This window comes from Betaproteobacteria bacterium, from assembly GCA_016720855.1.
Lineage (GTDB): Bacteria > Pseudomonadota > Gammaproteobacteria > Burkholderiales > Usitatibacteraceae > FEB-7.
In genome coordinates this window covers 1595573-1622444 of the sequence record JADKJU010000001.1, presented here as the reverse complement: position 1 = coordinate 1622444, position 26872 = coordinate 1595573, and the positions used below count along the sequence as shown (strand labels likewise).

Annotated in this window: 24 protein-coding genes and 1 pseudogene; 12 read left to right on the top strand and 13 right to left on the bottom strand. The window is 68.8% G+C overall.

Annotation, left to right across the window (positions count from 1 at the left end; translation table 11 throughout):
* Positions 1-23: 23 nt before the first annotated feature.
* Entirely contained in the window at positions 24-899 is an 876-nt protein-coding gene (locus tag IPP91_07285) for a DUF4743 domain-containing protein (GenBank protein ID MBL0141866.1), read from the bottom strand.
* Between the two features lie 156 nt (positions 900-1055).
* On the opposite strand from IPP91_07285, the gene IPP91_07280 reads away from it, so the two are divergent.
* From IPP91_07280 to IPP91_07270, 3 genes are all read left to right on the top strand, one after another.
* Positions 1056-2309, top strand: coding sequence for a D-amino acid dehydrogenase (locus tag IPP91_07280; GenBank protein ID MBL0141865.1), 1254 nt, complete (start codon positions 1056-1058; stop codon positions 2307-2309).
* Between the two features lie 300 nt (positions 2310-2609).
* Complete coding sequence (locus IPP91_07275; protein MBL0141864.1) at positions 2610-3824, top strand: threonine ammonia-lyase; 1215 nt, start codon at positions 2610-2612, stop codon at positions 3822-3824.
* A 34-nt stretch (positions 3825-3858) separates the two neighbouring features.
* The gene (locus IPP91_07270) at positions 3859-4206 is read left to right on the top strand and encodes a RidA family protein (protein MBL0141863.1); all 348 of its coding nucleotides are present in this window, start codon (positions 3859-3861) and stop codon (positions 4204-4206) included.
* Between the two features lie 9 nt (positions 4207-4215).
* Here IPP91_07270 and IPP91_07265 read toward each other — a convergent pair whose 3' ends face one another.
* From IPP91_07265 to IPP91_07215, 11 genes are all read right to left on the bottom strand, one after another.
* Positions 4216-5217 (bottom strand): aldo/keto reductase, encoded by a 1002-nt coding sequence (locus tag IPP91_07265; protein ID MBL0141862.1) that lies wholly within the window; start codon positions 5215-5217, stop codon positions 4216-4218.
* Positions 5218-5420: 203 nt separating this feature from the next.
* Positions 5421-5726 (bottom strand): hypothetical protein, encoded by a 306-nt coding sequence (locus IPP91_07260; GenBank protein MBL0141861.1) that lies wholly within the window; start codon positions 5724-5726, stop codon positions 5421-5423.
* A 296-nt stretch (positions 5727-6022) separates the two neighbouring features.
* Positions 6023-7438: a M20/M25/M40 family metallo-hydrolase gene (locus IPP91_07255; GenBank protein MBL0141860.1), complete on the bottom strand. Its 1416-nt coding sequence runs from the start codon at positions 7436-7438 to the stop codon at positions 6023-6025.
* The gene (locus IPP91_07250) at positions 7435-7824 is read right to left on the bottom strand and encodes a RidA family protein (GenBank protein MBL0141859.1); all 390 of its coding nucleotides are present in this window, start codon (positions 7822-7824) and stop codon (positions 7435-7437) included. Before IPP91_07250 ends, IPP91_07255 begins: the two co-directional genes overlap by 4 nt.
* Before the next feature lie 15 nt (positions 7825-7839).
* A complete protein-coding gene (locus IPP91_07245; GenBank protein ID MBL0141858.1) occupies positions 7840-8904 on the bottom strand; it encodes an alanine racemase in 1065 nt (354 codons plus the stop codon).
* Positions 8905-8977: 73 nt separating this feature from the next.
* A complete protein-coding gene (locus tag IPP91_07240) occupies positions 8978-10801 on the bottom strand; it encodes a phosphoenolpyruvate carboxykinase (GTP) (GenBank protein MBL0141857.1) in 1824 nt (607 codons plus the stop codon).
* A gap of 155 nt (positions 10802-10956) precedes the next feature.
* Positions 10957-11445: a hypothetical protein gene (locus tag IPP91_07235; protein MBL0141856.1), complete on the bottom strand. Its 489-nt coding sequence runs from the start codon at positions 11443-11445 to the stop codon at positions 10957-10959.
* A gap of 16 nt (positions 11446-11461) precedes the next feature.
* The gene (locus IPP91_07230; GenBank protein ID MBL0141855.1) at positions 11462-11884 is read right to left on the bottom strand and encodes a GreA/GreB family elongation factor; all 423 of its coding nucleotides are present in this window, start codon (positions 11882-11884) and stop codon (positions 11462-11464) included.
* Between the two features lie 266 nt (positions 11885-12150).
* Positions 12151-12789: a class II aldolase/adducin family protein gene (locus IPP91_07225; GenBank protein ID MBL0141854.1), complete on the bottom strand. Its 639-nt coding sequence runs from the start codon at positions 12787-12789 to the stop codon at positions 12151-12153.
* Complete coding sequence (gene mtnA / locus IPP91_07220) at positions 12786-13892, bottom strand: S-methyl-5-thioribose-1-phosphate isomerase (protein MBL0141853.1); 1107 nt, start codon at positions 13890-13892, stop codon at positions 12786-12788. The genes IPP91_07225 and mtnA overlap by 4 nt, the downstream gene beginning before the upstream one ends.
* Entirely contained in the window at positions 13889-15139 is a 1251-nt protein-coding gene (locus IPP91_07215; protein MBL0141852.1) for an iron-containing alcohol dehydrogenase, read from the bottom strand. Before IPP91_07215 ends, mtnA begins: the two co-directional genes overlap by 4 nt.
* 161 nt (positions 15140-15300) lie before the next feature.
* Here IPP91_07215 and IPP91_07210 point away from each other — a divergent pair.
* A pseudogene (locus tag IPP91_07210) lies at positions 15301-17313 on the top strand (dehydrogenase).
* 113 nt (positions 17314-17426) lie between these two features.
* Here IPP91_07210 and IPP91_07205 read toward each other — a convergent pair.
* The gene (locus tag IPP91_07205; GenBank protein ID MBL0141851.1) at positions 17427-18755 is read right to left on the bottom strand and encodes an adenylate/guanylate cyclase domain-containing protein; all 1329 of its coding nucleotides are present in this window, start codon (positions 18753-18755) and stop codon (positions 17427-17429) included.
* Positions 18756-18910: 155 nt separating this feature from the next.
* On the opposite strand from IPP91_07205, the gene IPP91_07200 reads away from it, so the two are divergent.
* From IPP91_07200 to IPP91_07165, 8 genes are all read left to right on the top strand, one after another.
* Complete coding sequence (locus IPP91_07200; protein MBL0141850.1) at positions 18911-20521, top strand: ABC transporter substrate-binding protein; 1611 nt, start codon at positions 18911-18913, stop codon at positions 20519-20521.
* A 19-nt stretch (positions 20522-20540) separates the two neighbouring features.
* The gene (locus IPP91_07195; protein ID MBL0141849.1) at positions 20541-21518 is read left to right on the top strand and encodes an ABC transporter permease; all 978 of its coding nucleotides are present in this window, start codon (positions 20541-20543) and stop codon (positions 21516-21518) included.
* Positions 21515-22414: an ABC transporter permease gene (locus tag IPP91_07190; GenBank protein ID MBL0141848.1), complete on the top strand. Its 900-nt coding sequence runs from the start codon at positions 21515-21517 to the stop codon at positions 22412-22414. Before IPP91_07195 ends, IPP91_07190 begins: the two co-directional genes overlap by 4 nt.
* Positions 22411-23391, top strand: a complete 981-nt coding sequence (locus IPP91_07185; GenBank protein ID MBL0141847.1) for an ABC transporter ATP-binding protein — start codon at positions 22411-22413, stop codon at positions 23389-23391. The genes IPP91_07190 and IPP91_07185 overlap by 4 nt, the downstream gene beginning before the upstream one ends.
* A 74-nt stretch (positions 23392-23465) precedes the next feature.
* Positions 23466-24386 carry an ABC transporter ATP-binding protein gene (locus tag IPP91_07180; protein MBL0141846.1) on the top strand — a complete coding sequence of 307 codons (921 nt, stop codon included), beginning with the start codon at positions 23466-23468 and terminating at the stop codon, positions 24384-24386.
* 11 nt (positions 24387-24397) lie between these two features.
* Entirely contained in the window at positions 24398-25270 is an 873-nt protein-coding gene (locus IPP91_07175; protein ID MBL0141845.1) for an alpha/beta hydrolase, read from the top strand.
* A gap of 750 nt (positions 25271-26020) precedes the next feature.
* A complete protein-coding gene (locus IPP91_07170) occupies positions 26021-26233 on the top strand; it encodes a DUF2892 domain-containing protein (GenBank protein ID MBL0141844.1) in 213 nt (70 codons plus the stop codon).
* A gap of 21 nt (positions 26234-26254) precedes the next feature.
* Complete coding sequence (locus IPP91_07165; protein MBL0141843.1) at positions 26255-26830, top strand: hypothetical protein; 576 nt, start codon at positions 26255-26257, stop codon at positions 26828-26830.
* Positions 26831-26872: the final 42 nt, after the last annotated feature.

Genomic DNA, 26872 nt, shown 5'->3' with positions numbered 1-26872 from the left:
ATGGCGGCGTCAACCCCCCCCGCTCAGGGCCCGAGAAGACGGACCAGGTCCAGGTATTGCGGATCCTCGGGAGCGAGGACGGCATTGCGCAGCAGCGCATCCACGGTCACCGCGCCCGCGTCGTGCGTGAACTCGCCCGCGAGTATCGCCTCGATGGCTTCCGGGATGGAGAGGCAATAAAGGCGCGCCACTTCGCCATCCTGGTTCTGCGGGCGGAAATCCTCCGCGAGCCACAGGTCGTGGGCGAAGATGATCTCGCGGTGCAGGCCCTCGGGCACGGAATACTCCACGCGCACGACCGAGGCGCAGGCGACCGCCTTCATGAGGTCGGCGGAAATGCCCGCTTCCTCCCAGGCCTCCTTCACGATCGTCTCGTCCACCGTGTAGCCGCAGGAGATGCGCCCGCCCACGAGGTTGTCGAGGCGGTCGGGGTCCACGCTCTTGTCGGGCGAGCGTCGCGCGATCCACAGGTGCGGCTCGCCGTTGCGGCGCGTGAGGCCGGTCAGGTGCGCGGCGTACGCCATCATGCCGAAGTGTCGCGTGGCGGCACGCTCGATCCGAAGCAGCTCCGGCGCCGCATAGTGGTGCGAGACGCTCACCAGCTCGTCTCTCCAGCCGCGGATCACGCCATCCCTTTCGAGGGCCTGCGTCACCTCGGCCATGGCGGCGCTGCGGCCGTGCACGGTGTCGGGAGAGGCGCGCAGCGTCACATAGGAGGCCGTGACCTCGAACACGTGCGGCCAGCGGCGCAGCAGGTCCGCGAACGACGGCCGCAGCCAGCCCACCGGGTGCTCGCGGATGTAGAAGGGCAGGAGCGGCACCTCGCGATCCAGGTGGGAAGCGTGCGTGCACGCCGCCCGCACGAAGGCCGTGAGATCCGAATAAAGGCGCGTCTTCATTCGTTGACAAGTCTAGGCCATTTCCCCAGAATCCGCGCCACCTCCGGGGGGGAGATAACGGAGTCGGGTTACTTTGCACAAAAAGCGCGCAAAGTAACCCGACCACTTCGATCTTCTTCCGCCTTGTCCGTTTCCGGGCTCCCGAAACACGCACGAATGAAAGTCATCGTCCTCGGCGCCGGCGTGATCGGCACCACGACCGCCTGGTACCTGGCGCAGGCCGGCCATGAAGTCGAAGTCGTCGAGCGCCGCGAAGGCCCGGGCCTCGAGACCTCCTTTGCCAACGGCGGCCAGGTGTCCGTGTGCCACGCCGAACCGTGGGCCAATCCAGGTGCGCCGGCGAAGATCCTCCAGTGGCTCCTGCGCGAGGATGCGCCGCTTCTCTTTCGCCTGCGCATGGACCCGGCGCAGTGGTCCTGGGGCCTTCGCTTCCTCCACGAGTGCCTGGCCTGGCGCACGCGCGAGAACATCCCGCAGATCCTCGCGATGGCCTTCCACGGGCGCACGATGCTGCAGCGCCTTCGCGCCGAGACCGGCATCGCCTACGAGCAATCGACACGCGGCATCCTCCACTACTACACCGACCGTGCCGAGTTCGACGCCGCGCGCGAGGCCACCGCCTTCATGCGCCGCTACGGGCTGGACCGCACCGTGAAGACGGTCGAGGAGGCCATCGCCATCGAGCCCGCACTGGCGTACGCCGCCTCGCGGATCGTGGGAGCCACCTACACGCCATCCGACGAATCGGGCGACGCCTACCTCTTTACCGCCAACCTCGCGCGATTGGCCCAGGGGCGCGGCGTGCGTTTGCGGACCGGCTGCGTGATCCGCGGCCTGCGCGCCACCGACAAGGGGGCCACCGGCGTGATCGTCTCCGGCCCGGCGGGCGAGGAGACGATTTCCGGCGACGCGTTCGTGGTGGCGCTGGGCGCCTACAGCCCGCTCCTTACGCGCCCGCTCGGCATCAACCTGCCCGTGTACCCGGCCAAGGGCTATTCAGCGACCGTCGCCGTGGCCGATCCCGGCAAGGCGCCGGTCGTGAGCCTCACCGACGACGAGGCCCGCATCGTGATCTCGCGCCTGGGCGATCGGCTGCGCATCGCGGGCACCGCCGAGATTTCCGGCTGGTCCACGGACCTGAACCCGGTGCGCTGCCAGGCCCTGGTCAGGCGCACCGCGTCGTTCTTCCCCGACGCCGGTCAATGGGAGGCGCCCGACTACTGGGCCGGCCTTCGCCCTTCCACGCCGTCGAACGTGCCGCTTATCGGCCCCACGCGCATCCCGAACCTGTGGCTCAACACCGGCCACGGGACGCTCGGCTGGACGATGGCCTGCGGCTCCGGCGCCGCGCTGGCCGACCTGATGTCCGGCCGCGATCCCGGCATCCAGTTCGCGTTCACGCGGCCGTGAGTGGCGTGCATCGCCATCGTTCTGTCCAGCGTCGTTGCCGTCCTGTCATGGGTCCGGACCCGTGCGCGCCACCGGGATCAAATGTGTTGGTGTTTTTTTTCGGTTTTGGCCAGGTCAAGGTGCATCGGGCGTCACGGCTCGAATCGATGTCGAGAATTCCCCGGAGTCGATGCTGGCCTCAATTTCATCTGGCCAAAAACCGAAAAAAAACACCAACACATTTGATCCCTGTCCGAAATTGCGGGCAACGTGGCATGCGAGATGTCTGACCAAGGCTCCGAAATCGTCGACAATGGAGGCATGACGGTCTCGATCGACGACATCCGCGCTGCTGCCGCCGCCATCAAGGGGCAGGTGGTGGACACGCCCTGCCTGCATTCGCGCACGCTGTCGGAGATCACGGGCGCTCAGGTTTTCCTCAAGTTCGAGAACCACCAGTTCACGGCGTCGTTCAAGGAGCGCGGGGCGCTCAACAAGCTGCTGTCGCTGGATTCGTCCGCGGCGGGGAAGGGCGTCATCGCGTGCTCGGCCGGCAACCACGCGCAGGGCGTGGCGTACCACGCGGCGCGGCTGGGCATTCCCGCTGTGATCGTGATGCCGCGCTTCACGCCGTTCGTGAAGGTCGAGCACACGCGCAAGCACGGCGTCGAGGTGATCCTGCACGGCGACGACTTCGACGAGGCCAAGGCGCACGCGCTCGGGCTGGAACGCTCGCGTGGCCTGACCCTCGTGCACCCCTACGATGACGAGAAGGTGATCGCCGGGCAGGGCACGATCGCGCTCGAGATGCTGCGCGACCATCCGCAACTCGATTGCCTGCTCATCGCCGTGGGCGGTGGCGGTCTCATCGCCGGGATCGCCACGGCTGCGAAGGCGGTGAAGCCCTCGATCGAGGTGGTGGGCGTGGAGACGATGCGCTTTCCCTCCATGGTCCACGCGCTACGCGGAACGACGCCCGAGTTCGGCACTTCCACCATCGCCGAAGGCATCGCGGTGAAGGAGCCCGGACGCCTCACGAAGGAAATCGTCTCGCGCCTCGTGTCCGACATGCTGCTGGTGGACGAGGGCGACATCGAGCAGGCCATCGTGATGCTGCTGGAGATCGAGAAGACGGTCGTCGAGGGCGCGGGCGCCGCGAGCCTCGCGGCCATGCTGCGCGAGCCGGGGCGGTTCCGCGGCCGCCGGGTGGGCCTGGTCCTTTGCGGCGGCAACATCGACCCCCTGATGCTCGCCGAGATCATCAAGCGCGGCATGGTGCGTGCCGGCCGCCTGGCGCGCGTTCGGGTGGAGGTGCGCGACCTTCCGGGCTCCCTTGCCCGGGTGACCGCGTGCCTGGCCGGGCAGAACGCGAACATCGAGGAGGTTCACCACCAGCGATCCTTCACGCACCTCGCGGTGCAGAACGCCGAGGTGGACCTCGTCCTGAAGACGCGCAACCCCGATCACGTGCGCGAGATCGTGGCTGCCCTGAACGCCTGCGGCTTCACGGCCCGCGCGCGCAACTTCGACGAATGACCGATTTTCCGACAACGACGAAACAGGAGCAGCAATGACGATCCAGAGATTCCACGTGGCCAAGCGCCTGTCCGAGATGGTCGTGCACAACGGCACCGTCTATCTCGCCGGGCAGGTGGCGGCGGACATGACCCGCGACATCATCGGCCAGACCGAGGAGGTGCTCGCCTCCATCGACCGGCTGCTGGGGGAGGCGGGCAGCGACAAGACGAAGATCCTCACCGCGCAGATCTTCCTGCCCGACATGGGCGATTTCGCGGCGATGAATTCCGTGTGGGAGCGCTGGGTGGTGCCGGGTCACACGCCGGCGCGCGCGACCCTCGAGGCAAAGCTCGCCAATCCTGCCTACAAGATCGAGATCATGGTGGTCGCGGCGGTCTGAGTCGCGCCGTCAGACCATCCGTCCCGTCAGCGGATACGCCGGGTCGTTGTACCCCGGCGTGGACGGATGTCCCGTGACCACCAGCGAATCGACCAGCGCCTCGTCCCCGGCATCCAGCGTCTTGCCGAGCGCGCTCACGTAGCCTTCCCACTGCTCCAGCGTGCGCGGCCCCGCGATGACGCTCGTGACGATGCGGTTGGCCAGCACCCAGTTGAACGCGAACTGCGTGGCGCTCAATCCCTTCTTCTCCGCGTGCGCCTTGAGCGTCTGCGCCATCGCGAGCGATTCGGCGCGAAATTCCGTTTCCATCATCCGCTTGTCGGCACGTCCCGCGCGCGTGTCGGGGGGCGGCGCCTCGCCCGGCCTGTACTTGCCCACCAGCACGCCACGCGCCAGCGGGCTGTAGGGCACCACGCCGATGCCGTAATGGTGGCAGGCGGGCAGGATCTCGGCTTCCGGCTGGCGATTCATGGCGTTGTAGTAGGGCTGGCATACCACGGGACGGGCAACGCCCAGCTCCCCGCACAGGCGCACCACTTCCGCGATCCGCCAGCCACGGAAATTGGAGAGGCCGAAGAACCGTGCCTTGCCGCTCGCCACGATGTCGCCCATGGCCTCGACCGTTTCCTCCAGGGGCATGTCGGCGAAATCCTTGTGCAGGTAGTAGATGTCCACGTAGTCGGTGCCCAGCCGGTCCAGGCTCTGGTCGATGGCCTGCAGCAGGCGCTTCCTGCCCGTGCCGCGCTCGTTGGGCCCGTCGCCCACGGGGTTGCCGACCTTGGTGGCCAGCACCCAGTGGTCGCGGTCGCCCGCGATGAGCTTGCCGACGATCTTCTCGGATTCGAACTTCGCGTACACGTCGGCCGTGTCGATGAAGTTGACGCCGGCATTCTTCGCCGAGGCCACGATGCGCGCGGACTCGGCGTAGTCCGTGCGCTCGCCGAACATCATCGTGCCCAGGCACAGGGGGGAGACTTTCAGGCCGCTGCGGCCGAGGTTGCGGTATTCCATGTGTTCTCGCCTTCCGGTTGGTTATCCGGGTTCATTTTCGATCCTGGGCTCGCAGCCCGCCTTGCAGCCCGCGCAATCAGGGTGACGGGGCGTGGAAACGATCGATTTCCGGTCCAGGTCGTCAGCGGCGATGTGACTGAAACCGATGTCTCAACCGGGGGCGCCCGGACGGTCGCGATCCCCGCCCGGCAACGCGCAAACCCCTAAAGTGCACGCGGTTGATGACGGATGCGGTGAGCGGCACCGCCGACCACCGCTCCAATCGCCGCTCCTGCAATCATACCGACGATCCCGGCCGGCTGACTGAGCAATAGCGTCATGGTGCAGCCCAGGGCCACGCATGCGGATGGAGACAGTCCCATGGCTCCGCCATGAAATGTGGTCAGCAGGAATACCGTGATCAAGCCGATGGCCAGCCCGGCGACACTGCCCCAAAAGACATGATTCACCCAATGGGGAACACTCTTCGCGCTGCCTTCCGGCACCGAATCCAGACGGATTTCAGACATGGCTGATACCTCCTATTGCCTTCCCTGCGGGGCGAGATCCCCACAGCACTTCCGGCAACATCCGGCATCGCGCCACATCCGAACCACCCCGGGCCTTGCACGCATGCCGGACCCGGAATCAAGGGGCGCTGACCATGGGCTGGTCTCGGCGCAAGCAGGTTGGCATTCCAACCATCACCGGATGCTACTCGCTGACAATACCGACATAGCACCCCTTACCTGAAAATACTCTCCCCATACGCGCCCGGTGTCCTGCGCCAGGTCAACGGCCGACACAATATCGCCGGAAAATTCCTTCAGGACGGACCGGACTGCCGGTTCGGGTCGGAGGCGGGCATTGCACGGGTCGGCGATTCCCCAGCGGCATCGCGTCCCAACTGCTCGATGAGCCGCATCCCCGACCGGATCCCGGCGAGGTACAGCGACACCTTGGTCGATTCGTTGGGCGCGTGGTTGTTCTCGTCGTACGGGGCCAGCGGCACCACGATGGATGGCAGGCCGAGCAGCTTCGTGAAGACGTAGTCGGGCGTGGTCCCGCCCAGGCTGGGCACCACCAGCGGCTCCCGCCCGAAGCCCTTCGCCACCGCCGCCTTGACTGCCGGCACGAACGGGCTGTCGAGCGAGGTGCGCGAGGCGGGCGTCGCCTTGAGTTCCCGAATCGCGATGCCCGTGTAACCCCTGTCCGCGGCGAACTTGCGCACGCTCGCGAGAACCTGCGCCGGGTCCTGCCCGCCCACGAGCCGGATGTCCGCCTTGGCGAGCGCTTGCCTGAAGATGATGGTCTTGTGCCCGTTGCCCGTGTAGCCGGACGCGAAACCGGAGACGTTGAAGGCGGGCCGGAGCATCAGGCGCTCGTGGAATTCGTTGTCCGGCACCGAGGGAGCCACGCCCATGCTCGCCATCACGCCCTCGCGGTCCAGCGGCAGTGACTCCACCGCCGCGGCTTCGGACGGCGTGATTCTCACATCGGCATGCCCCGCGCCGGGCACGAGGAGCTTGCCGTCACGGTCCACCATCTCGGCCAGCAGGTGGATCAGGTCGAGCGTGGGATTCGGGGCCACGCCGCCGAAGTTGCCGGAATGCAGGTTGCGCATCGCGCCCGTGGCCGCGAACTCGAGCCCCAGGATGCCGCGCACGCCCATCAGGAGCACCGGCTGGTCGTTGGGGAACATGGGCCCGTCGGAATAGCAGCACAGGTCCGCGCGCAGCATGTCGCGGTGCGCCTCGACGAATGTCGGCAGCGGCTGGCTGCCGGTCTCCTCGTCGCCTTCGAGCACCACCTTGATGCGGATGGGCAATTCGCCGTGCAGCTCGCGGTAGAGCGCGATGGCATTGAGGAGGGCCAGGTGCTGGCCCTTGTTGTCGCCGGTGCCGCGGCCCCAGATGCGGTCGCCGTCGACCACCGGCTGCCAGGGGTCGGTCTGCCATCCCTCGGCCCCGGCATCTGCCGGGTACACGTCGTAGTGGCCGTAGGTGAGCCAGGTAAATGCGGCGTCCTTCGGGCCGATCTCGCCGTAGACGATGGGCTGGTGGTCGGTGGGGAACACCTGGACTTCGAACCCCCAGTGCTTCATTCGCGTGCTGAGGAATTCGACCGCCTCGCCGATGCCCTCGCCGGTGAGGCTTACCGAAGGGATGCGGACAAAGTCGAGCAGCGTCGCGACGAAGCGGTCGGCCCGGTCACGGACCGCCGCCTCGATGCTGGCGCTCATTCGTCCAGCGCCGCGATGACGTCCACTTCGATCGCATAGCCGTGGTGCAGCTCGTTCACGGGCACCACCGAGCGCGCGGGGCGGTGCTCGCCGAAGAATTCGGCGTAGACCTTGTTCACCGCCGGCCAGTGCGCGATGTCGGAGACATAGACGGTGCAGCGCAGCACGCGGTCGCGCCGCGAGCCGCAGGCCCGCAGCACCTCGTCGATGTTCGCGAGCACCTGGCGCGCCTGCTCCTCGATGGTGCCGGGCTTGCGGCCCGGGTCGCGGGCGGCGTGGGGCAGTTGCCCGGCGAGATAGGCGATGCCGCGGTGCACGACGGCGTGGGAATAGTGGCCGGCGGGCCCGGCGAGCCCCGGGGCGTTGAGGGTTTCGAGCGTTCTCATCATGGCTGGTCTCCGCTACCAGCCGCCGAAGCGCGGCCACCGGGCGATGACCTCGGGGCTGCTCCTCACGACATGGTAGGCATCGTGCTGCGCGCCGGTGGCGCAGGCGTGGTTGGGAAGGATCCGCAATCGGGTGCCTACGGGATACCGCGATGCGTCGAGGGGCTCGCCGCCCCGGCGGCTCACGATGCCGTGCTCCTGGTTGGCGTCGGAGACGACCAGGTCGCCGATCACGCGTCCGTCCTCGTCGCACACCAGGCCGTAGCCCTGGTCGACCTGCTGCTTCGCGGTGCCGCGATCGCGCGACATCGCCATCCAGCCGCCATCGATGATGACCCAGCCCTTCTCGCGCTGGTGCCCGACGACGGTGGCGAGCACGCTGAGCGCGATGTCGTCCACCGCGCAGACGCCGAGCCCCGCCATCACGAGGTCGTGGAAGACGAAGACGCCGGCGCGCACTTCCGTGACGCCATCGAGGTTCTTCGCGAAAGTGGCGGTCGGCGTGGAGCCGACGCTCACGACGGGCGAGGCGAACCCGGCCGCGCGCAGCACGGCGGCGCTCTTCACGACAGCGTCGCGCTCCCTGCCGGCCATGGCGGCGATGGCCTCGGTGGAGCGGCAGTTGTAGGAGTCGCCCGCGTGAGTCATCACACCGCGCGGCTCGGCGCCGGCGGCGAGCGCCCTGGCGATGTCGATGAGGACGGGGTGGCCGGGCTTCACGCCGGCGCGATGGCCGTCGCAATCGATCTCGATGAGGACGGGAATGCCCGCGCCCCTCGCCGCCACCGCCTGGGCGGCCTCGACACTGTCCACGACGACCGCGAGGTCGGCGCCGCGGCTTCGAAGCGCCAGCACGTGGTCCAGCTTTGCGGGCGCGATGCCCACCGCGTAGAGGATGTCGGTGACGCCGTGCTCCAGGAACTGCTCGGCTTCCTTGAGCGTGGAGACGGCGATCGGGCCCGCGGAAGTCTCCATCAGGCCGCGCGCGACCTCGATCGACTTGCAGGTCTTCACGTGCGGGCGAAGGCGAACCCCCAGCGGGGCGAGGTGCGCCTTGAGGCGCGCCACGTTGGCCTCCATGCGGCCCGCGTCGAGGACGAGTCGCGGAGTCTCGAGATCCGGGAGCCTTGCTGCGGTGCCGGCCTGCGCCACCTCAGCCCAGCTTTTCCGCGAGCGACTCGAAGCGCTGCCTCACCTCGACCGGCAGGCGCGAGCCCAGCTTGTCGAAGAGTTCGCGGTGCAGGGGCAGCTCCTGCCTCCACGTCGCCTCGTCGATGGCGGAGATGGAGAGGTACTTGTCCGCCCCGAACGAGTCCATGCCGCTCCAGTCGATGTCCTTGTGCCGCGGCACGTAGCCCAGGGGCGTGCGCTCGGCGTCGGAGAGCCCTTCGACGCGCTCGACGATCCACTTGAGCACGCGCATGTTCTCGCCGTAGCCGGGCCAGACGTACCGGCCTTCGGCGTTCTTGCGGAACCAGTTCACCAGGTAGATCTTGGGCGGGTAGGCGACCTTGCGCCCCATCTCGATCCAGTGGGCGAAGTAGTCGCTCATGTTGTAGCCGCAGAAGGCGAGCATCGCGAACGGGTCGCGGCGCACCACGCCCACCTTCCCGGTGATGGCGGCGGTCGTTTCGGAGCCGAGGGTGGCGGCCATGTAAACGCCGTGGTCCCAGGTGGCCGCTTCCGTCACCAGCGGCACGGTCGAGGAGCGGCGGCCGCCGAAGACGAACGCGGAAATCGGAACGCCCTTCGGGTCGTCCCACGCCGGGTCGATCGAGGGCGACTGCGTGGCGGCGACGGTGAAGCGCGAGTTGGGGTGCGCCGCGGGGCGGCCGCAGCCCGGCGTCCACTCCTTGCCCGTCCAGTCGGTGAGCTTCGGGGGAGCTTCCTTCGTCATGCCCTCCCACCACACGTCCCCCTCGGGCGTGAGCGCCACGTTGGTGAAGATGGTGTTGGTCTTGACGGCTTCCATGCAGTTCGGGTTGGTGTCGTAGCCCGTGCCGGGCGCCACGCCGAAGAAGCCCGCCTCCGGGTTGATGGCGTGCAGCCGCCCGTCCTCGCCCGGCTTGATCCAGGCGATGTCGTCGCCGATCGTCGTCACCTTCCAGCCCTTGAAGGCGGGCGGCGGGATGAGCATGGCGAAATTGGTCTTGCCGCAGGCGGACGGAAACGCGGCGGTCACGTAGTGCTTCACGCCCTCGGGGGATTGCACGCCCAGGATGAGCATGTGCTCGGCGAGCCAGCCCTGCTCGCGGCCCATGACGGAGGCGATGCGCAGCGCGAAGCACTTCTTGCCCAGCAACGCGTTGCCGCCGTACCCGGAGCCGTAGGACCAGATCTCCTTGTCCTCGGGGAAGTGGACGATGTACTTGTGGTCCTTGTTGCAGGGCCACACGACGTCCTTTTCGCCCGCGGCGAGCGGCGCGCCGACGGAGTGCACGCAGGGAACGAAGCTGCCGTTGTCGCCCAGGGTGGCGAGCACTGCCGCGCCCATGCGCGTCATGAGCTTCATGTTGACCGCGACGTAGGCGCTATCGGAGATCTCGACGCCGATGTAGGCGATGTGCGAGCCGATGGGGCCCATGCTGAAGGGCACCACGTACATCGTGCGCCCGCGCATGCAGCCCTTGAAGAGGCCCTTCAGGGTGGCGCGCATCTCGGCGGGCTCCACCCAGTTGTTGGTGGGGCCGGCGTCGTCCTTCTTCTTCGAGCAGATGAAGGTGCGGTCCTCGACGCGCGCCACGTCCGAAGGGTCGGAGAGGGCGAGGTAGGAGTTGGGACGCAGCTTGTCGTTCAGCCGCCGGAAGATTCCCGCCTCGACCAGCTGCGCGCACAGGCGGTCGTATTCCTCCTGCGAGCCGTCGCACCAGTGGATGGCGTCCGGCTGGGTAAGGGCGGCGATGTCCGCGACCCACTTCAGGAGCTTCGCGTTGCGGGTAAGGGCGGCCCCGGGGACGGGCGAGGCGTGGGCTTGCATGGGAACTACCTCCGAGAGTGCGCCGGCTTGGAATGAGTAGGTAATTATTGCACAGCCCCTTCTCCCCACGTCCCCCATCGCGGCTCACGAATCCTGTTACCGGAGCGGGAATCGCGATCCGGCGGGGCCGCTGCGCGAAGCGGCCCCGCCGGGCACTACGGCGCGTAGTGGCTCAAGCGCATCGCGTGCTGCGCGGTGCCGCGGGAGAGCGCCGCGAGGCGCTCGCCCAGGCCCAGGAGGACGCGCAGCGGCGCCCGGGCGCGCAAGACGACGGCCTGCCCGCGAATGCACTCCTCCTCGAGCCGGACGTCGCGATGGCGCAGCTCCTGCAGGACGGAGAGCGAATACTCGCGCCGCACCGTCACGCGCAGGGCCATCACCGGCTCCTGCAGGGGATGGCCCGGCAGGCAGCGCACGCGGGGCGGGCGGATCTCCACCGCTTCGCCGTAGCGCTGCAGCAGCACCGCGACGGGCCGCTCCAGGGAGTCCTCATGCGCGGCGAACATCGCGAGGCCGCGCGGCGTCGGCTCGAAACGCGAGTCGTCGGTCTCGTCGAGGCTGGTCAGGGCCTCGCGGGCGAACACGAGCTGGGAGGCACGGTTGCGGTGGCGCGCCATCCGCTCGAGGGGAAGCTGGAAGTGCATGACAGTCTCCTCCCGCTCATCGGTCGAAATCGCCCGAGGCCTCGGGCTGGTAATGGATCTCCAGCACGCGGATGGGCCGCGGGCTGCCATCGGGCAGCTCGACGTCGGTGATGGCGCCCACCGTATGTCCCAGCAGGGCATGGCCGACCGGCGAGAGGACGGAAATGCGCCGCTCGGCGATCGATACCTCCGCGGGATAGACGAGAGTGACGCGGGAGGTGAGCCCCGTGCGCTCGTCGACGAAGGAAACGGTCGAGTTCATGGTGACCACGTCGGGCGAGACCTTCGGGCCCGGGACGATCTCGGCGTCCTCGTGGACCTTCTCGACGAGGTCGCGCAGGCCCTGCAGGCTGCGGCCGCCATCGGGAAGCCGGTTGCCCAGCTCGCGGATGCGCGCGGCATCCCGTTCGGTCACGACGACGGGGGTGATGTTCATCATGGTGTTCTCCTGTGCGGGCGTGCGCCTGCGGCACTGCGCCCGGATGCCGATGCCGTGGAAAGCGGGCCGGCGCGACGCGCGCGCGGCTCGGGATCGATTCTGGGGAGGTAGGCCCGGAAGCTGCCGGAAGGGGAACCCGCCTGGTTCGCGGGGCCTTCGGGCGCGGCTACCGGGCCGCGGAGACGAAGGCCGTCGCGCGGCCCGGACTGATACCGGGCTGCGTTGCCAGGAGGATGGCGCGACGCGTCTTCATGACTGTGATTCTATCAGCTTCGCGGGCCGTAGTGCCGGAAGCGTTCGACGATGCGTGCCATCTCGGCGTCGTCGAGGATCGCGGGTTCGTCGACCTGGATCGCCTGCCAGTAGAGGCGGGCCATCGCCTCGACCTTGTCCGCCAGGCGAAGCGCGTCGTCGAGATCGGCGCCGAACGCGATGACGCCATGGTGCGCGAGCAGGCACGCGCGCCGGCCCGCGAGCGCCTCGAGTGCCGCGTCGGAGAGCTCCTGCGTTCCGAACGTGCGGTAGGGCGCGCAGCGGATGTCCTTGCCGCCCGCGAATGCGACCTCGTAGTGGAAGGCGGGGATGGACCGGCCCAGGCACGCGAGCGTCGTGGCATGCGCGGAGTGCGTGTGCACCACGGCTCCGGCCTCGGACCGCGTCGCGTAGATGTCGCGATGGAAGCGCCACTCGCTGGAGGGCTCGCGATGCCCCGTCGCGTGCCCGTCCATGGCCATGTGCACGATGTCGGCGGGTTTCAGGTCCTCGTAGGGCAGTCCCGACGGCGTCACCAGGAACCCGCCCTCGATGCGCGCGCTCACGTTTCCGGAGCTGCCCTGGTTGATGCCGAGCGCGTTCATCCGCCGTGCCGTGGCGACGATGCGAAGGCGCAGGTCCGCGTCGATCACGTGAGGAACGCCTTGCTCTTGCGGTCGCGCGGGAACAGCTGGAGCAGCGCGGTTTCCTTCGCGGCGAATAGGCCCTTCTCGGTGAGGATGCCCGTCACCAGGCGGGCGGGAGTCACATCGAACGCGGGATTGGCCACCGCCGTCGATTCCGGCACGATGGCGATCGAGGCTGGGCGTCCGGCGCCGTCCAGCCCGCGCACGGCCCGCACCTCCTCGCCGCTTCTTTCCTCGATGGGTATGCCGGCGAGCGCGTCGTCGATCTCCCAGTCGATGGTGGGCGTCGGGACGGCGGCATAGAACGGGACGCCGTTGTCGCGCGCCGCGAGCGCCTTGAGGTAGGTGCCGATCTTGTTGGCGACGTCCCCGTGGCGCGTCACGCGGTCGGCGCCGACCAGGACCAGGTCGACCAAGCCGTGCTGCATCAAGTGGCCGCCCGCGTTGTCCGCCACCAGCGTGTGCGGCACCCCATGGCCCGCGAGCTCCCATGCCGTGAGCAACCCCTGGCATCTCGGGCGCGTCTCGTCGACCCAGACGTGCACGGGAATGCCCCGGTCGTGCGCCATGTAGATGGGGGCAAGCGCCGTGCCCCAGTCCACGGTGGCGAGCCAGCCTGCGTTGCAGTGGGTGAGGATGTTCACCGCGCGATTTCGTGCACCGTGCTCCCGTTCGATGAGCGCGAGCCCGTGCCGGCCGATGGCTTCGCTGAGCGCCGCATCCTGGTCGGCGATGGCCTGCGCCTCGAACCAGGCGGCCGCCGGCCGCTCCCCCACGGCAAGGCCGTCAAGGGCCTCGCGCATGCGCACGAGGGCCCACGCGAGGTTCACTGCAGTGGGCCGCGTGGCCGCGAGCAGCCCGGCATGTTTCGCCAGCGATTCGTCGGACGCGTCCCGCGTCATCGCGAGCGCGATCCCGAAGGCCGCCGCCACCCCGATGAGGGGCGCGCCGCGCACACGCATCGTCCCGATCGCCTCCGCCACCGCTTCCGGCGAATCGAGCACGCGCGTCTCGAAGGCATAGGGCAGGCGCGTCTGGTCGATGATGTGCACGGGCCCGCCGGGCCGTTCGGCCCAGAGGCTTCGGTAATGGCGGTCGCCGACTCTCATCGCTTGCGCGGCGGCGTCCCTGGCAGGATCTGGCGCAGAATGCCCGCGCAGTCATCCTGCGACATGTACTTCGGAACCGGATAGCTGGTATCCGCCTCCCAGCACGCCGCCTTGGCCAACGCGGGAATATCCGCTTCCCGAAGCGCATCGAGCTGCGTCGGAATCCCCACGTCCCGGTTCAGCGCCTCGATCGACTCGAGGAACTTCTTCGCCAGCACCGTCGCCCGCTCGCCCTCCGCTCCCACCCCGGCGCGCACCGCCAGCAGCGCCAGCCGCCTGGTGATCGCAGGGCTCAGGAAGCGCAGCACGTGCGGCAGCAGGATCGCGTTGGCCAGGCCATGCGGGGTGTGGTACTTGCCGCCGAGCTGGTGCGCGATCGCGTGGACGTAGCCCACGTTCGCCCGCGTGAAGGCGAGGCCGGCGTAGGTGGCGGCCAGCGACATCCGCTCGCGCGCCTCCAGGTCCTTGCCGTTGCGGACCACGACGCGCAGGTTGCCGTAGATGAGCGCCACGGCGGCGAGCGCCATCCGGTCCGTGTAGTCGGTGGCCCACTGGCCGATGAAGGCCTCGATGGCGTGGGTGAGCGCGTCCATGCCCGTGGCCGCCGTCACATCGCGCGGCAACCCGATCATGAGCGACGGATCGAGCGCCGCCATGGCCGGCACGAGCCGCGTGTCGGCGATCACCAGCTTCTGCTCGGTGTCCGGGTCCGAGATCACCGCGGCCACGGTCACCTCCGACCCGGTTCCCGCGGTCGTCGGCACGGCATAGATCGGCGCCGGCGAGTGCAGGCCCTTGAAGTACCCGACCAGCTTGCGTGGGTGCTTCCGGTTGGCGGCCGAGTAGGCGATGGCCTTCGCCGCGTCCATGGGCGAGCCCCCGCCGAAGGCCACGATCGCGTCGCAGCCGCGCTTGTCGTAGAACGCGATGCCCTTCTCGATCATCGGGATGGGCGCATCCGGGGTAACCGCGTCGAACACGACGAACTCGGCCCCGCCCTTCTCCAGGGCCTGGGTGAGGCCCTTCATGAGCCCGAGCTGCGCCACGATCCGGTCCGTGACGATCAGGATTCTCCGGTGCCCGAACCCGCACAGTGCCTGGCCCAGTCGCCGGCTCGAGCCGGGACCCACCAGCAGCATCGGCTGTGGAATCGGCAGGAGCCCCGTCACCACGCCGGCCGCCTTCATCGCGGTCGACAGTCCCACGGATCGCACCACGCTTCCCACGACACTCGGCATCTGGATCATCGTCGCGCTCGCCCTCTCGTCCTTGAGCCTGCCAGCTTGCACCAAACAGGCTTGCGGAACCATTTCCCCGAGCAGGTTACTAGACGCAGGTCAAAGTCGCGGCACTCTTCGCCGGTCAAACTGCAGGGGCGGCAGTGGGCCCGCGAGCGGATGGGAACGGAATGAAGACAGTGGTCGGCATCAGCCTCGGGGAGGGCGCGCAGGATTTCGCGTTCACCGCCCGGTTCCTGGGCAAGCAGCTCGACGTGCGCCGCATCGGCACGAACCACAGCGTGGCCCGGGCCGAAAAGCTCCTGAAGCATTGGGAGAACCACGCCGACGCCATCGGGCTGGGCGTGGCCAAGGAAAGCTACACGGTCGGCTCGCGGCGCCTCGTGGACAAGGACAGCGCGCGCCTCACCGGCGCCGTGACGCGCGTGCCCGTCACCACCGGCGGGCGCCTGGGCGACATCCTGCAGGAATGGGCGCTGCGCCACGTCCAGGGGAAGCTGGGCGACTATTTCAACAACGCCAAGGTGCTGTTCTTCTCGGGCGTCACCAATTACAAGCTCGCGCAGGCCATGGCCGAGTACACGCCGAACCTCGAGTTCGCCGACGCGCTGCTCCAGCTGGGCGTGCCCAAGATGCTCACCTCGATCGATGCCCTGGAGCTCTACGCGAGCGGGGCGCATTACGTGGCCGACCGCGTGCCCTCCAGCCTGATGGAGTCCACCGTGGTCCGGGAGTGGACCCGGTTCGTGCTGCGCAGGGCCATGCAGGAGGCGACGGTCATCGTGGCGCCCGTGCACGAGCTGGACGACTTCGGCCTCGAGGAACTGGCCGGCAAGACGATCGTCACCTCCACCGTCAACGACCGGCGCATCGCGCAGTTCCGGAAGAAGGGCGTGAACCTGGTGATCGACGGCGCCCCCGCGCTCTTCGGCCACGTGCTGGGCCCGAGCCTGCTGGACGCGATGATCATCGCCGCGCGCGGCAAGGAGCCCGAGGACCTCCTCGAGGACGACTACCTGGAGATCATCACCGGCCTCGCGATGCAGCCGCGCATCATCTATCCCAATGGCGTCAAGCGGATGAACCGCTTCGCGTTCGTGATCCATCCGCTGTCGCAGGAGTACTTCAAGAACATCAAGTCCATCGACCTTCTCTCGCGCGTGTCCCCACCCATCTTCATGGACACGCTGGAAAAGGCGATGGCCTACGCGCCGCCCTTCGTCTATTCGCATGTGACCGGCATCAAGTCGCCCACGGGAGTGGAAGCCGAGGGATGGCTGATTTCGGTGGGCGGCACGCCCAGGGAAATCATGAACCACAGCCCGGAGTTCACCTACCGGCGGCTCCTCGATGCGGCCCGCGTGGCGCGCAGCCTGGGCGCGCAGATCATGGGCCTGGGCGCGTTCACGAAAGTGGTTGGCGATGCGGGGCTCACGGTGGCCAGGCGCGCGCCGCTGCCCATCACGACCGGAAACAGCTACAGCGCATCCGGTGCGCTCTGGGCCGCGCACGACGCCGTGCTGCGCCTGGGCCTGGTCCCCCGGGGCGCGCGGGGGCAGAAGGTGCAGTTCAAGGCGATGGTGGTGGGCGCGACCGGGGCCATCGGCTCGGTGTGCGCGCGACTCCTCGCGATGGTCGCCGAGGAGGTTTACATGGTCTCCCCGGAAACCGCGAAGCTCCTCTCGCTCAAGGGCTCGATCCTGAAGGAGACCCCCGACGCGAAGCTTTTCCTGTCCTCGCGGGCCGACAAGGACATTGCGGACATGGACATGATCGTGACCGCGACGTCGGGGGCGGGCAAGAAGATCCTCGACATCATGAAGGTGAAGCCCGGGTGCGTGATCACGGACGTGGCGCGACCCCTCGACCTTCCCGCCGAAGAGGTCGCCAGGCGTCCCGACGTGCTCGTGATCGAGTCGGGCGAGATCCACCTGCCGGGAAACGTCTCGATGAAGAACATCGGGCTGCCGAAGAACGTGGCCTACGCGTGCCTGGCCGAAACCATCGTGCTCGCGCTGGAAGGCAGGTTCGAGAACTTCACGGTCGGCCGCAACATCGAGTGGGAGAAGGTGCGCGAGATCTACCGGCTGGGCATCAAGCACGGCATGAGGCTCGCGGCGATTTCCGGGGTCAACGGGCCGTTCACCGATGCGGACATCAGGCAGGTGAGGAAGCTTGCGATCGCGGCGCTGGCGAAGCCGAAACTCGCGCCCGGACGTCGGAAAAAGGTGCGCATCACGCCTCGCGAGAGGTCCCCCGTCACCGCCGCTTCGAGATGAACTCCGTCCTCGTCCTGTCAGCTCGCCGCGTATAACCTCCATTCGCCCGGCACGCCCTTCAAGGCATGCGCGCCGCGGTCCTCGAAGCGCAGCCCGGATCCCGAGACCAGGTCCTTGACGGTACTGGAGACCAGCGCTTCCCCGGCGCCCGCCTGGGCGGCGATGCGAGCGCCGATGTGGACCGCCATGCCGCCCACGCGTTCGCCGTCGAGTTCGACTTCGCCCGTGTGCAAGCCGGCCCGGATCGCGAGCCCCAGGGGCCGAGCCGCCTCCTGGATGCTGAATGCGCAGCGAACGCCGCGCGCCGGACCGTCGAAGGTGGCGAAGAAGCCGTCGCCCGCGGTATCGACTTCACGTCCCCGAAAGGCGGAAAGCGCGCGCCGCACGATCTCGCGCTGGCGAGCCAGCATGTCCTTCCATGCCTTGTCGCCCACGCGAGCCAGGTGCTCCGTGGACCCGACGATGTCGGTGAACAGCACCGTCGCAAGCACACGATCGACGTCGCGCTCGGGCCGCATGCCGGTCAGGAACTCCTGGACCTCATCGAGGATGGAATCCGAATTGCCGATCCAGGGCATGTGATCGTCGCCGGCGAATTCCACGAAGCGGGCCCCGGGAATGCGCGTGGCCAGCCAGCGACCCTCCTCGATGTTCACGTCGAGATCTCCCGTGCGATGCATGACCAGCGTCGGCGCGCTGATCGCAGGCAGCACCGCGCGCACGTCGATCTGCGTGTTCATCCTGAGCAGCGCGACCGCTGCGCTGGGGCTGGCCGAGCGGCGCATGAAGGTGGCCTGCCGGCGCGCGAACTCGACGTCATGCATCTTGCTCGGAATGTAGTGCGCCAGGTCCATCAGGTTGCCCCATTCGCGCTCGACCGTTTCGTATTCCTTCGCGCGCGCCTCGGGTGTCGGCGCCCACGGATAGTCGGGGCTCCAGATGCGTTTCGCAAAGCAGCTGAAGGTGACGAGCGCTACCGTGCGCTCCGGATAGGTGGCCGCAAACAGAACGGACATGTTGCCGCCTTCCGAGTAACCGAAGAGCGCCGCGCGTCGCGAGCCGACCGCATCCATCACGGCGCGCAGGTCGTCCATCCTTTCCTCGAGGGTCGGCAGCTGGTCGTCCGGGACGCGGTCGGAGAGGCCCGTGCCGCGTTTGTCGAAGATGATCAGGCGCGAGAATGACGCAAGCCGGCGCAGGAAGGCTCCCCGCTCGGGATCCTCCCAGGCAAGTTCGACGTGGGATACCCAGCCGGGTATGAAGACCAGGTCGAGCGGACCCTCGCCAGTGACCTGGTAGGCGATGTTCACCTTCCCGCTGCGCGCATATCGAGTCTGGGGAACCATCGGGACATCTTACTACCGGCGTATGCGCGGAGATGACGGCCGATTCAGCCCCGCCTGGGCCTGACGAATTGGCGTTATCCGCATTGCGCTAGAATTCAGGGATCGTGGCTCCGCCTGGAAGCTGCGCACGCCCCCTTGCAGGAGCCCCCCCCGACATGACGACCTTCCCCCGCGCGCTTCCCGCCTTATTCGCCCTTGCCATGGCGGTCGCTCCCGCCGCGGCCCAGACGCTTCGCATCGCGCTGTCCTCCGAGCCGACCTCGGTCGATCCGCACTACCACGTGCTTGCGCCCAACAACGCGCTCGCGGCCCATATCTACGACGCGCTCGTGGATACGGACGAGGCGCAGCGCCTCGTTCCCAGCCTCGCCACCGCGTGGAAGAACGACGGCGCGAACAAGTGGACCTTCACGCTGAGGAAGGGCGTCAACTTCTCCAACGGCAAGCCGTTCACGGCCGACGACGCGATCTTCACCTTCTGCCGCGTGGCCAAGAACGAGACCAACATCGCGGGCGGCAACAAGGACCTGATCCGCAACATGCGCACCATCGAGGCGCCGGATCCCTACACGCTCGTCGTCACGACCGCGGAGCCCGAGCCGCTCCTGCCGCGGCTGCTCGCCGGGATCTCCATCCTCACCTCGTCGATCACGGCCCACGGAAAGATCACGTTCTCGCTCGCCTCGAACTGCGGCGTGACCGGTCCCTGGCCGAGCGTGAGCCAGTTCAACGAGGGCAGCGTCGCGATCGGCACCGGCCCCTACAAGCTGAAAAGCTACGTGCGCGGCTCGGCCATCGAGCTCGTGCGCCACGACGGCTACTGGGGCGACAAGCCGTACTGGGAGGCCGTGAAGATGGTGCCGGTCACCAACGCCGGGCCGCGCCTCGCCGGGCTCATCGCGGGCGATTACGACCTCATCGAGAATCCCGCCGCTCGCGATCTGGGCCGCCTGCGGGAGGACAAGCGCTTCGGCTACGAGATCTCGCCGTCCTCGCGCGTGATCTTCTTCCAGCTCGACGTGGCCCGCAGCCCCAGCCCTCTCGTGAAGGACGACAAGGGCGGCAACCCGTTGATGGACGTGCGCGTGCGCAAGGCCCTGTCGATGGCGATCGACCGCGATGCCATCGCCAAGCGCATCATGGATGGCGGCGCGCAGCCCGCCTACCAGTTCCTGCCGACGGGCATGTTCGGCACGCTCCCGAACCCCCCGGTGATCCGGTTCGACCCGGCCGCGGCGAGGAAGCTGCTCGCCGAAGCCGGATACGCCAACGGATTCGACCTCACGCTATCGGCCACGAACGACCGCTACATCAACGATGCCCAGATCGCGCAGGCCGTGGCCGGATACCTGTCACAGGTCGGCGTCCGCACGAAGGTGGATGCGATGACCCGCGCCATCTACTTCCCGCGCCGCGCCAAGCGGGAGTTCAGCTTCGCGATGGGCGGCTGGGGATCGGCGGAGGCGTCGAATTTCATGCGCTACTGGGCCGCCACGCTCGACAAGAATAAGACGCACGGCACCTCGAACTACGGCGGCCTGGCCGACCCCGCCTTCGACGAGCTCATCAGCAAGGCGCTCGTCACGATGGACGACGAGAAGCGCGCGGAGCTGCTTCGCCAGGCCGGCACGCGCCTGCTCGAACTTCATGCCTTCATTCCGCTGCATTTCGAGAGCACCATCTGGGCGCACCGCGCGGACATCGCCTACGCAGGCCGAGCGGACCAGTACACGCTCGCCATGTCGGCGAAGCCCTTGAAGAAGTAGCTGCGGGCCGCTGCGGCGCATGGCCACCTACGCGCTGCAGCGGCTGATCCAGAGCTTCTTCGTCCTTCTGGCCGCCTCGGTCGTCGTCTTCCTCGCGGTCTACGGCATCGGGAACCCGATCGAGCTGCTGGTTCCCCCGCAGGCGAGCGCGCTAGAGCGCGACGAGCTCGTGCGCCGCCTCGGCCTCGACCTGCCGCTGTGGCGGCAGTACCTCGTGTTCGCCTGGAACGCGATGCATGGCGACCTCGGCCGCTCCTTCGTGCACGGCGTGCCCGCCATCGACCTCATCCTTTCGCGCCTGCCGGCCACCCTCGAACTGGTGCTGCTGGCGATGGCGCTCGCCGTCTCCTTCGGCATCCCGCTCGGGCTCGTGGCGGGGCTGAACCCCGAGGCGCGGCTCTCGCGCTTCATCATGGGCGGGACGGTGCTGGGCTACTCGCTGCCCAACTTCTGGAAGGGGATGATGCTGATCCTCGTCTTCGCGGTGCTGCTCGGGTGGCTGCCCACTTCGGGACGCGGCGTGACGGTGGACATCCTGGGCCTCAGGACGAGCCTGCTCACCCTCGACGGGTTGAGGCACCTGATCCTTCCCGCGCTCAACCTGGCGATCCCGAACATGGCGCTCATGATCCGGCTGGTCGCGGCGGGCACCACGGAGGCGAAGGCGCAGGACTACGTGAAGTACGCGCGCGCCAAGGGCGTGCGGCCGCGGCGCATCGTCTTGCGGCACATCCTGCGCAACATCCTCATCCCGGTGGTGACCGTGGTGGGGATCGAGTTCGGCAGCCTCGTCGCCTTCTCGACCATCACCGAGACCGTGTTCGCGTGGCCGGGGATGGGCAAGCTCCTCATCGACAGCATCTACCAGCTCGACCGGCCGATCGTCGTCTCCTACATCATGCTGGCGACGTTCCTTTTCGTTTCCGTGAACCTGCTCGTGGACCTGCTGTACGCCGCGCTCGACCCGCGCGTGCGGCTGGCGGGAGAGGCCTCGTGAACCCCGTGCCCGTCCTGCCCGGGGACGACACCCCGATCCGGCGCCAGGTGCTGCGGCGCCTGGCCCGGCAACCCACCGCGCGGGGGGCTGCGATCGTGCTGGCCGTGATCGTCGCGTTCGCGCTCATCGGGCCGTTCATCGCGCCGCAGAATCCCTACGACCTCACGGCGCTCAACGTGATGGACAACCGCCTGGCGCCCGGGGAAAAGGGCCTGGCGGGCTTCACCTTCTGGCTCGGCACCGACGCGCAGGGGCGCGACCTGCTGAGCGCCATCCTCTACGGGCTTCGCACCAGCCTCTTCGTGGGGCTTGCGGCCACGGCTGGCGCGCTCCTCGTGGGCGTGAGCGTGGGCCTCACCGCCGCGCAGTTCGGCGGCCGCGTGGACTCCTTCCTCATGCGGGTGGTCGATTTCATTCTCGGTTTTCCCTCGATCCTGGTAGCGCTCGTGCTCCTTGCCTCCATCGGCCGGGGGGTGGACAAGGTGATCCTCGCGATCGTGGTCGTGCAATGGGCCAACTACGCGCGCCTCATGCGCGCCGCGGCGCTGGTCGAACGGCGCAAGGAATACATCGAGGCGGCGATGAACCAGGGCCTGCCCACGGGCTACATCATGCGGGCGCACCTGCTGCCCAACAGCATCGGCTCGGTGCTGGTCGTGGCCACGGTCAGCATCGCGGGCGCCATCACGCTCGAGGCGACGCTCTCCTTCCTCGGGGTCGGCGTCCCGGTGACGGAGCCCTCGCTGGGACTGCTCATCGCGAACGGCTTCGAGTTCCTGCTCTCCGGCGAATACTGGATCTCGCTCTTCCCGGGCCTGGCCCTGCTCATGCTCATCATGTCCATCAACGTCGTCGGGGAGCGGCTGCGCCGCAGCTTCGACGCCCACCGGCATTGAGCGCGCCGCTGCTGCAGGTCCGGGGCCTTCGGACCGTCTTTCACCTCGCCGACGGCGCGTGGGCCGCCGTGGACGGCGTCGATCTCGAGGTGGATCGCGGCGAGGTGCTGGGGCTCGTGGGGGAGTCGGGCTCGGGCAAGACGGTCACGGGCTTTTCCATCGTGGGCCTCGTCGATCCGCCCGGCGAGGTGATCGCGGGCGAGGTGGTCTTCGCGGGCGAGGACTTGCGCCGGGCCCCCGAGGCGCGGCTGCGGGAACTGCGCGGCGACCGCATCGCGATGATCTTCCAGGATCCCTTGATGACGCTGAACCCCGTGCTCACCATCGGCGAGCAGATGGCCGAGGCGGTGCTCGAGCATGGCGGGACGGACGGGGCGGCGGCGCTGGCACTGGCGGCCGAGGCGCTCGGGCGCGTGGGCATGTCCTCGGCCGAGGCGCGGCTCAGGCAGTACCCCCACGAGTTCTCCGGCGGCATGCGCCAGCGCGTGGCGATCGCGACCGCGCTCCTCAACAAGCCCGACCTCATCATCGCCGACGAGCCCACGACCGCGCTCGACGTGACGATCCAGGGCCAGATCCTCTTCGAGATGCAGAAGCTCGCGCGCGAGACGGGCGCGGCGCTCATCTGGATCACGCACGACCTGACGGTCGTGGCCGAACTCGCGGACCGCATCGCCGTCATGTACGCCGGACGGATCGTGGAGACGGGGAGCGTGGCGGAAGTGCTCGACAACCCGCGCCACCCGTACACGCGCGGGCTCCTCGACTGCGTTCCCGGCGAGACCGGCCACGGCATGCGCCTTTCGCAGATCGACGGCATGGCCCCGCGCCTCAATGCGCGGCCCGCGGGTTGTGCCTTCGCGCCGCGCTGCCCGCGGGCATCCGACCTGTGCCGCACGGTCGATCCGCCGCTCGTGGCGGACGAGGCTCGCCGCTACCGCTGCCACCATCCGCTCGCGCCGGGAGAGTCGTGGTGACGGTGCCCATCCTCGAAGTGCGCGGCGCCAGCAAGCATTTCACGCGCCGACCGACGCTCGCGGAGCGGATCCTGATGTCCGCCGGCCGTGCGCCGCCGCCGCCCGTGGTGCGTGCCGTCGAGGGCGTTGACCTTGCGATCCACCGTGGCGAGGTGCTGGGGCTCGTGGGCGAGTCGGGCTGCGGCAAGTCCACGCTGGCGCGCCTGGTGACGGGCATCCTTCCGCCGACCGCCGGCGAGATTTACTTCGAGGGGCGGCCGGCCGCGGGCCTGAAGGGGCGCGAGCGCCTCGACTACCTTCTCGCGGTGCAGATGATCTTCCAGGACCCGTACGCGAGTCTCGACCCGCGCATGCGCGTGCACCGGATCGTGGGCGAGGCGCTTGCGGTGCACCGCCTTGTGCCGCCGGGCGAGCTGGACGCGGCGATCGACCGGGCGCTCTCCGACGTGGGGCTCGATGCCGGCTACCGCGACCGCTACCCGCACCAGTTCTCCGGCGGCCAGCGGCAGCGCATCGGCATCGCGCGGGCGCTGGCCGTGAAGCCGCGCGTGCTGGTATGCGACGAGCCGGTGGCCGCGCTCGATGTCTCCATCCAGGCGCAGGTGGTGAACCTGTTCATGGACCTGCGCGAACGCCACGCGCTCACCTACCTGTTCGTGAGCCACAACCTCGGGCTGGTGCGCTTCATCTGCGACCGCGTGGCGATCATGTACCTCGGCCGCCTCGTGGAGACGGGGCCCGTCGCGGAACTGTTCGCGAGCCCCGCGCATCCGTACACCCGGGCGCTGCTCGAGGCGATCCCGCGCATCCATGGGCGCAAGCGCGTGTTCGTGCCCGTGAAGGGCGAACTGCCGTCGCCTCTCGCGCCGCCCTCGGGCTGCGCCTTCCATCCGCGTTGCCCCTCGGCCACGCCCGAATGCCGTGAAACGAGGCCGGAACTGCGCGAAATCGCGCCCGGCCGCCACGCCGCCTGCCACTTGCTCACCCGACCCTGACCGCCATGACCATGACCACGACCACGCTCACCCCCCGAACCGGACGCGATGCCCTCGACTACCACGACGCGCGGCATCCCGGCCGGCCGCTCGTGATCCACACCTATCGTCCCGCCGCGCACGGGCCCGACGATCCGGTGGTGCTCGTCCAGCACGGGGTCAAGCGCAACGGCGACGAGTACCGCGATTTCTGGATCGACGCGGCCGAGAAGCATCGCCTGCTCATCGTGGCGACGACGTTCGGCGACGCGCCGTACCCGAAGCCGGAGAACTACAACAACGGGGCCGTGGTGGCACCCGACGGCGGCGTGCGCCCGCGCGAGGACTGGCTTTACGCGATCCTGCCGCGCGTGGTGGAGGCGCTGCGCGCGGGTGGCGTCACGCGGCGTCCGCAGGTGCGCCTCTATGGCCATTCCGCGGGCGGGCAGTTCGCGCACCGCCTGCTGGCGACCCAGGATCATGCGCTCTACGAGGCTGTGGTGTCGGGGAACCCGGGGTGGTACACGCTGCCGACGCTGGATCGACCCTTTCCCGAAGGCGTGGGCGGCCTGGGATTCGGCACGCCGGATCTTGCGCGCTGGCTTGCGTATCCGATGACCATCCTCTCGGGCGAGCAGGACATCGACATGGCCGACGAGCACCTGCCGCGCAATCCGGAAGCCCTGGCGCAGGGGCCCACGCGCTTCGCCCGCGCCCGGTTCTTCTTCGACTTCGCGCAGCGCGCGGCCGCGCAGCTCGGTGTCCCCTGCCGATGGCAACTCGTCACGGTTCCGGGCGTGGGCCACGACGGCTGCGCCATGGGCAAGGCCGCTGCGGCACTGTGGTTCGAGAGAAGGGTGCCGCCCCCGGAGGAACTGTTCTCGGTAGCTACCCGGGTTGCCTGATCGGCGGGGGCGGGGGGCCGCCCAGCTGCCCGGCGCCAGCCACCTGCTAGTCCTGGGCCTGCCAGCGCAGGCTCGACCCTTGACTGGCGGGGGCACGGCGCCCAGGACGCCGGGCCCCCCCACCCCCCCGCACCGCGCCCGTGGACCCCCGCGCCCCCCCCCCCCGAGGGCCCGCCCGCCCCCCGCCCCGAACCCCGCTCCGGCGGTCCGCCCCCAACACCCAAACGTCCCGGGCCGGCACCGCGCCTCCTCCCCGGCTAGACCCCTGCTCCACAGCCCGCCGCCCGAAAGGTTCCCGCCCCCGCCCCCGCGCCGCCCCGCGCCGCCGACCCCGGCCCCCGCCGCTAGTAAGGTCGCCGCATCCGCCGTGAAGGGCGTCGGCAAGGGGCGTCGTTCACCGTCCCCGAAGGCGGCCGGTTCCCCGCGGCCACCGGCCCCCGCGCCCCTCCCCCCCGCAGAATGACCTGGCGCCACGACCAAAGCTAACGCCTGCGCCTTCGACCGGTGGGCGGCGCGCGTTCATAGCCGCCCCGGAAAAGCGGCAGCGGCACAAATCCCCCCGCCCCCGCCCTGCCCCCCAGACCACGCCGACTAGCGACCCGCCGCGGGGCGGACGCCGAGCCAGGCCGGGTAGGCTTGGGGGAGAGCGGCAGAGTTGACCAGGCGGCCAGGACCGGGGACACCTGGACCGCGGCTGCGGTGCGGCGGGCCGTGGCACCCAACCATCGGATTGATCTAAGGAGATGCAACATGACCAGGAACGTCGGCAACGTCGACCGCATCATCCGGATCGTCGTCGGCCTTGGACTGCTGAGCCTCGTCTATTTCCTCGACGGCAACGCCCGCTGGTGGGGACTGCTCGGGTTGGGGCCGATCGCCACCGCGGCGATGGGCTATTGCCCGCCCTACGCGTTGATCGGCATCAACACCTGCGGGAACAAGGCTGCGGCGCCGCCGAAGTAGCCGGCTGCGAAGGTCGCGGTCGTGACCGCCCCGCCTGGTGACGGGAAGGACCTGGAAAGGGCGGGCGAGGCATTTGCCGCGGACATGAAAGCCCGCCTCGAACAGGGGCAGGCGGACGGCCTCTCGCCGGACCAGTTGCGCGAGCAGCTCATGGCCCACGCCCGCGACGAGGCTCGCCGGCAGGCTCCGCAGGTCGCAGCCAAGGTGCGTTCGTGGTGGACGGGAATGCGCAACTTCCTGGTGGTCGGGGCGCTGGCGGCGGGGCTTGCGATCGGGCTGGCGCTGTCCATCGAACATCGCTACGCATCGCCCTTGTGCGGGCGCTATGCGGCGCAGCACGGCCTCGAGTACCGTGGCCTCGCCTATCCCTCGATCGGCAGGAGCAGCAGCACGACGTCGTTGTCCGGAAGCTGCATTCTTTTCGATGTCGCCGGCCATCGAAGGACGGTGAGCCTGGACAGAATCGAGCCCGATGCGGTCATCGGCTTTCTGGTGGGATTCGGGTTGCTGCTCGAAGTCACCGTTCCCGTCCTGTTCGTGCTCGTCGCCCTGGTTGCGGTGGGCGTCGGACGATTGAGGCGATCGCCGGCCGCGTGAGGCGGATCGATGGCCCGGCCGTGCGAATCCCTTGACCGGAAT

Coding starts and splice junctions, on each gene's coding strand:
- IPP91_07285 (MBL0141866.1), bottom strand. CDS start 899: ATGAAGACGCGCCTTTATTCGGATCTCACGGCCTTCGTGCGGGCGGCG.
- IPP91_07280 (MBL0141865.1), top strand. CDS start 1,056: ATGAAAGTCATCGTCCTCGGCGCCGGCGTGATCGGCACCACGACCGCC.
- IPP91_07275 (MBL0141864.1), top strand. CDS start 2,610: ATGACGGTCTCGATCGACGACATCCGCGCTGCTGCCGCCGCCATCAAG.
- IPP91_07270 (MBL0141863.1), top strand. CDS start 3,859: ATGACGATCCAGAGATTCCACGTGGCCAAGCGCCTGTCCGAGATGGTC.
- IPP91_07265 (MBL0141862.1), bottom strand. CDS start 5,217: ATGGAATACCGCAACCTCGGCCGCAGCGGCCTGAAAGTCTCCCCCCTG.
- IPP91_07260 (MBL0141861.1), bottom strand. CDS start 5,726: ATGTCTGAAATCCGTCTGGATTCGGTGCCGGAAGGCAGCGCGAAGAGT.
- IPP91_07255 (MBL0141860.1), bottom strand. CDS start 7,438: ATGAGCGCCAGCATCGAGGCGGCGGTCCGTGACCGGGCCGACCGCTTC.
- IPP91_07250 (MBL0141859.1), bottom strand. CDS start 7,824: ATGAGAACGCTCGAAACCCTCAACGCCCCGGGGCTCGCCGGGCCCGCC.
- IPP91_07245 (MBL0141858.1), bottom strand. CDS start 8,904: ATGGAGGCCAACGTGGCGCGCCTCAAGGCGCACCTCGCCCCGCTGGGG.
- IPP91_07240 (MBL0141857.1), bottom strand. CDS start 10,801: ATGCAAGCCCACGCCTCGCCCGTCCCCGGGGCCGCCCTTACCCGCAAC.
- IPP91_07235 (MBL0141856.1), bottom strand. CDS start 11,445: ATGCACTTCCAGCTTCCCCTCGAGCGGATGGCGCGCCACCGCAACCGT.
- IPP91_07230 (MBL0141855.1), bottom strand. CDS start 11,884: ATGATGAACATCACCCCCGTCGTCGTGACCGAACGGGATGCCGCGCGC.
- mtnA (MBL0141853.1), bottom strand. CDS start 13,892: ATGAGAGTCGGCGACCGCCATTACCGAAGCCTCTGGGCCGAACGGCCC.
- IPP91_07215 (MBL0141852.1), bottom strand. CDS start 15,139: ATGATCCAGATGCCGAGTGTCGTGGGAAGCGTGGTGCGATCCGTGGGA.
- IPP91_07205 (MBL0141851.1), bottom strand. CDS start 18,755: ATGGTTCCCCAGACTCGATATGCGCGCAGCGGGAAGGTGAACATCGCC.
- IPP91_07200 (MBL0141850.1), top strand. CDS start 18,911: ATGACGACCTTCCCCCGCGCGCTTCCCGCCTTATTCGCCCTTGCCATG.
- IPP91_07195 (MBL0141849.1), top strand. CDS start 20,541: ATGGCCACCTACGCGCTGCAGCGGCTGATCCAGAGCTTCTTCGTCCTT.
- IPP91_07180 (MBL0141846.1), top strand. CDS start 23,466: ATGTCCGCCGGCCGTGCGCCGCCGCCGCCCGTGGTGCGTGCCGTCGAG.
- IPP91_07175 (MBL0141845.1), top strand. CDS start 24,398: ATGACCACGACCACGCTCACCCCCCGAACCGGACGCGATGCCCTCGAC.
- IPP91_07170 (MBL0141844.1), top strand. CDS start 26,021: ATGACCAGGAACGTCGGCAACGTCGACCGCATCATCCGGATCGTCGTC.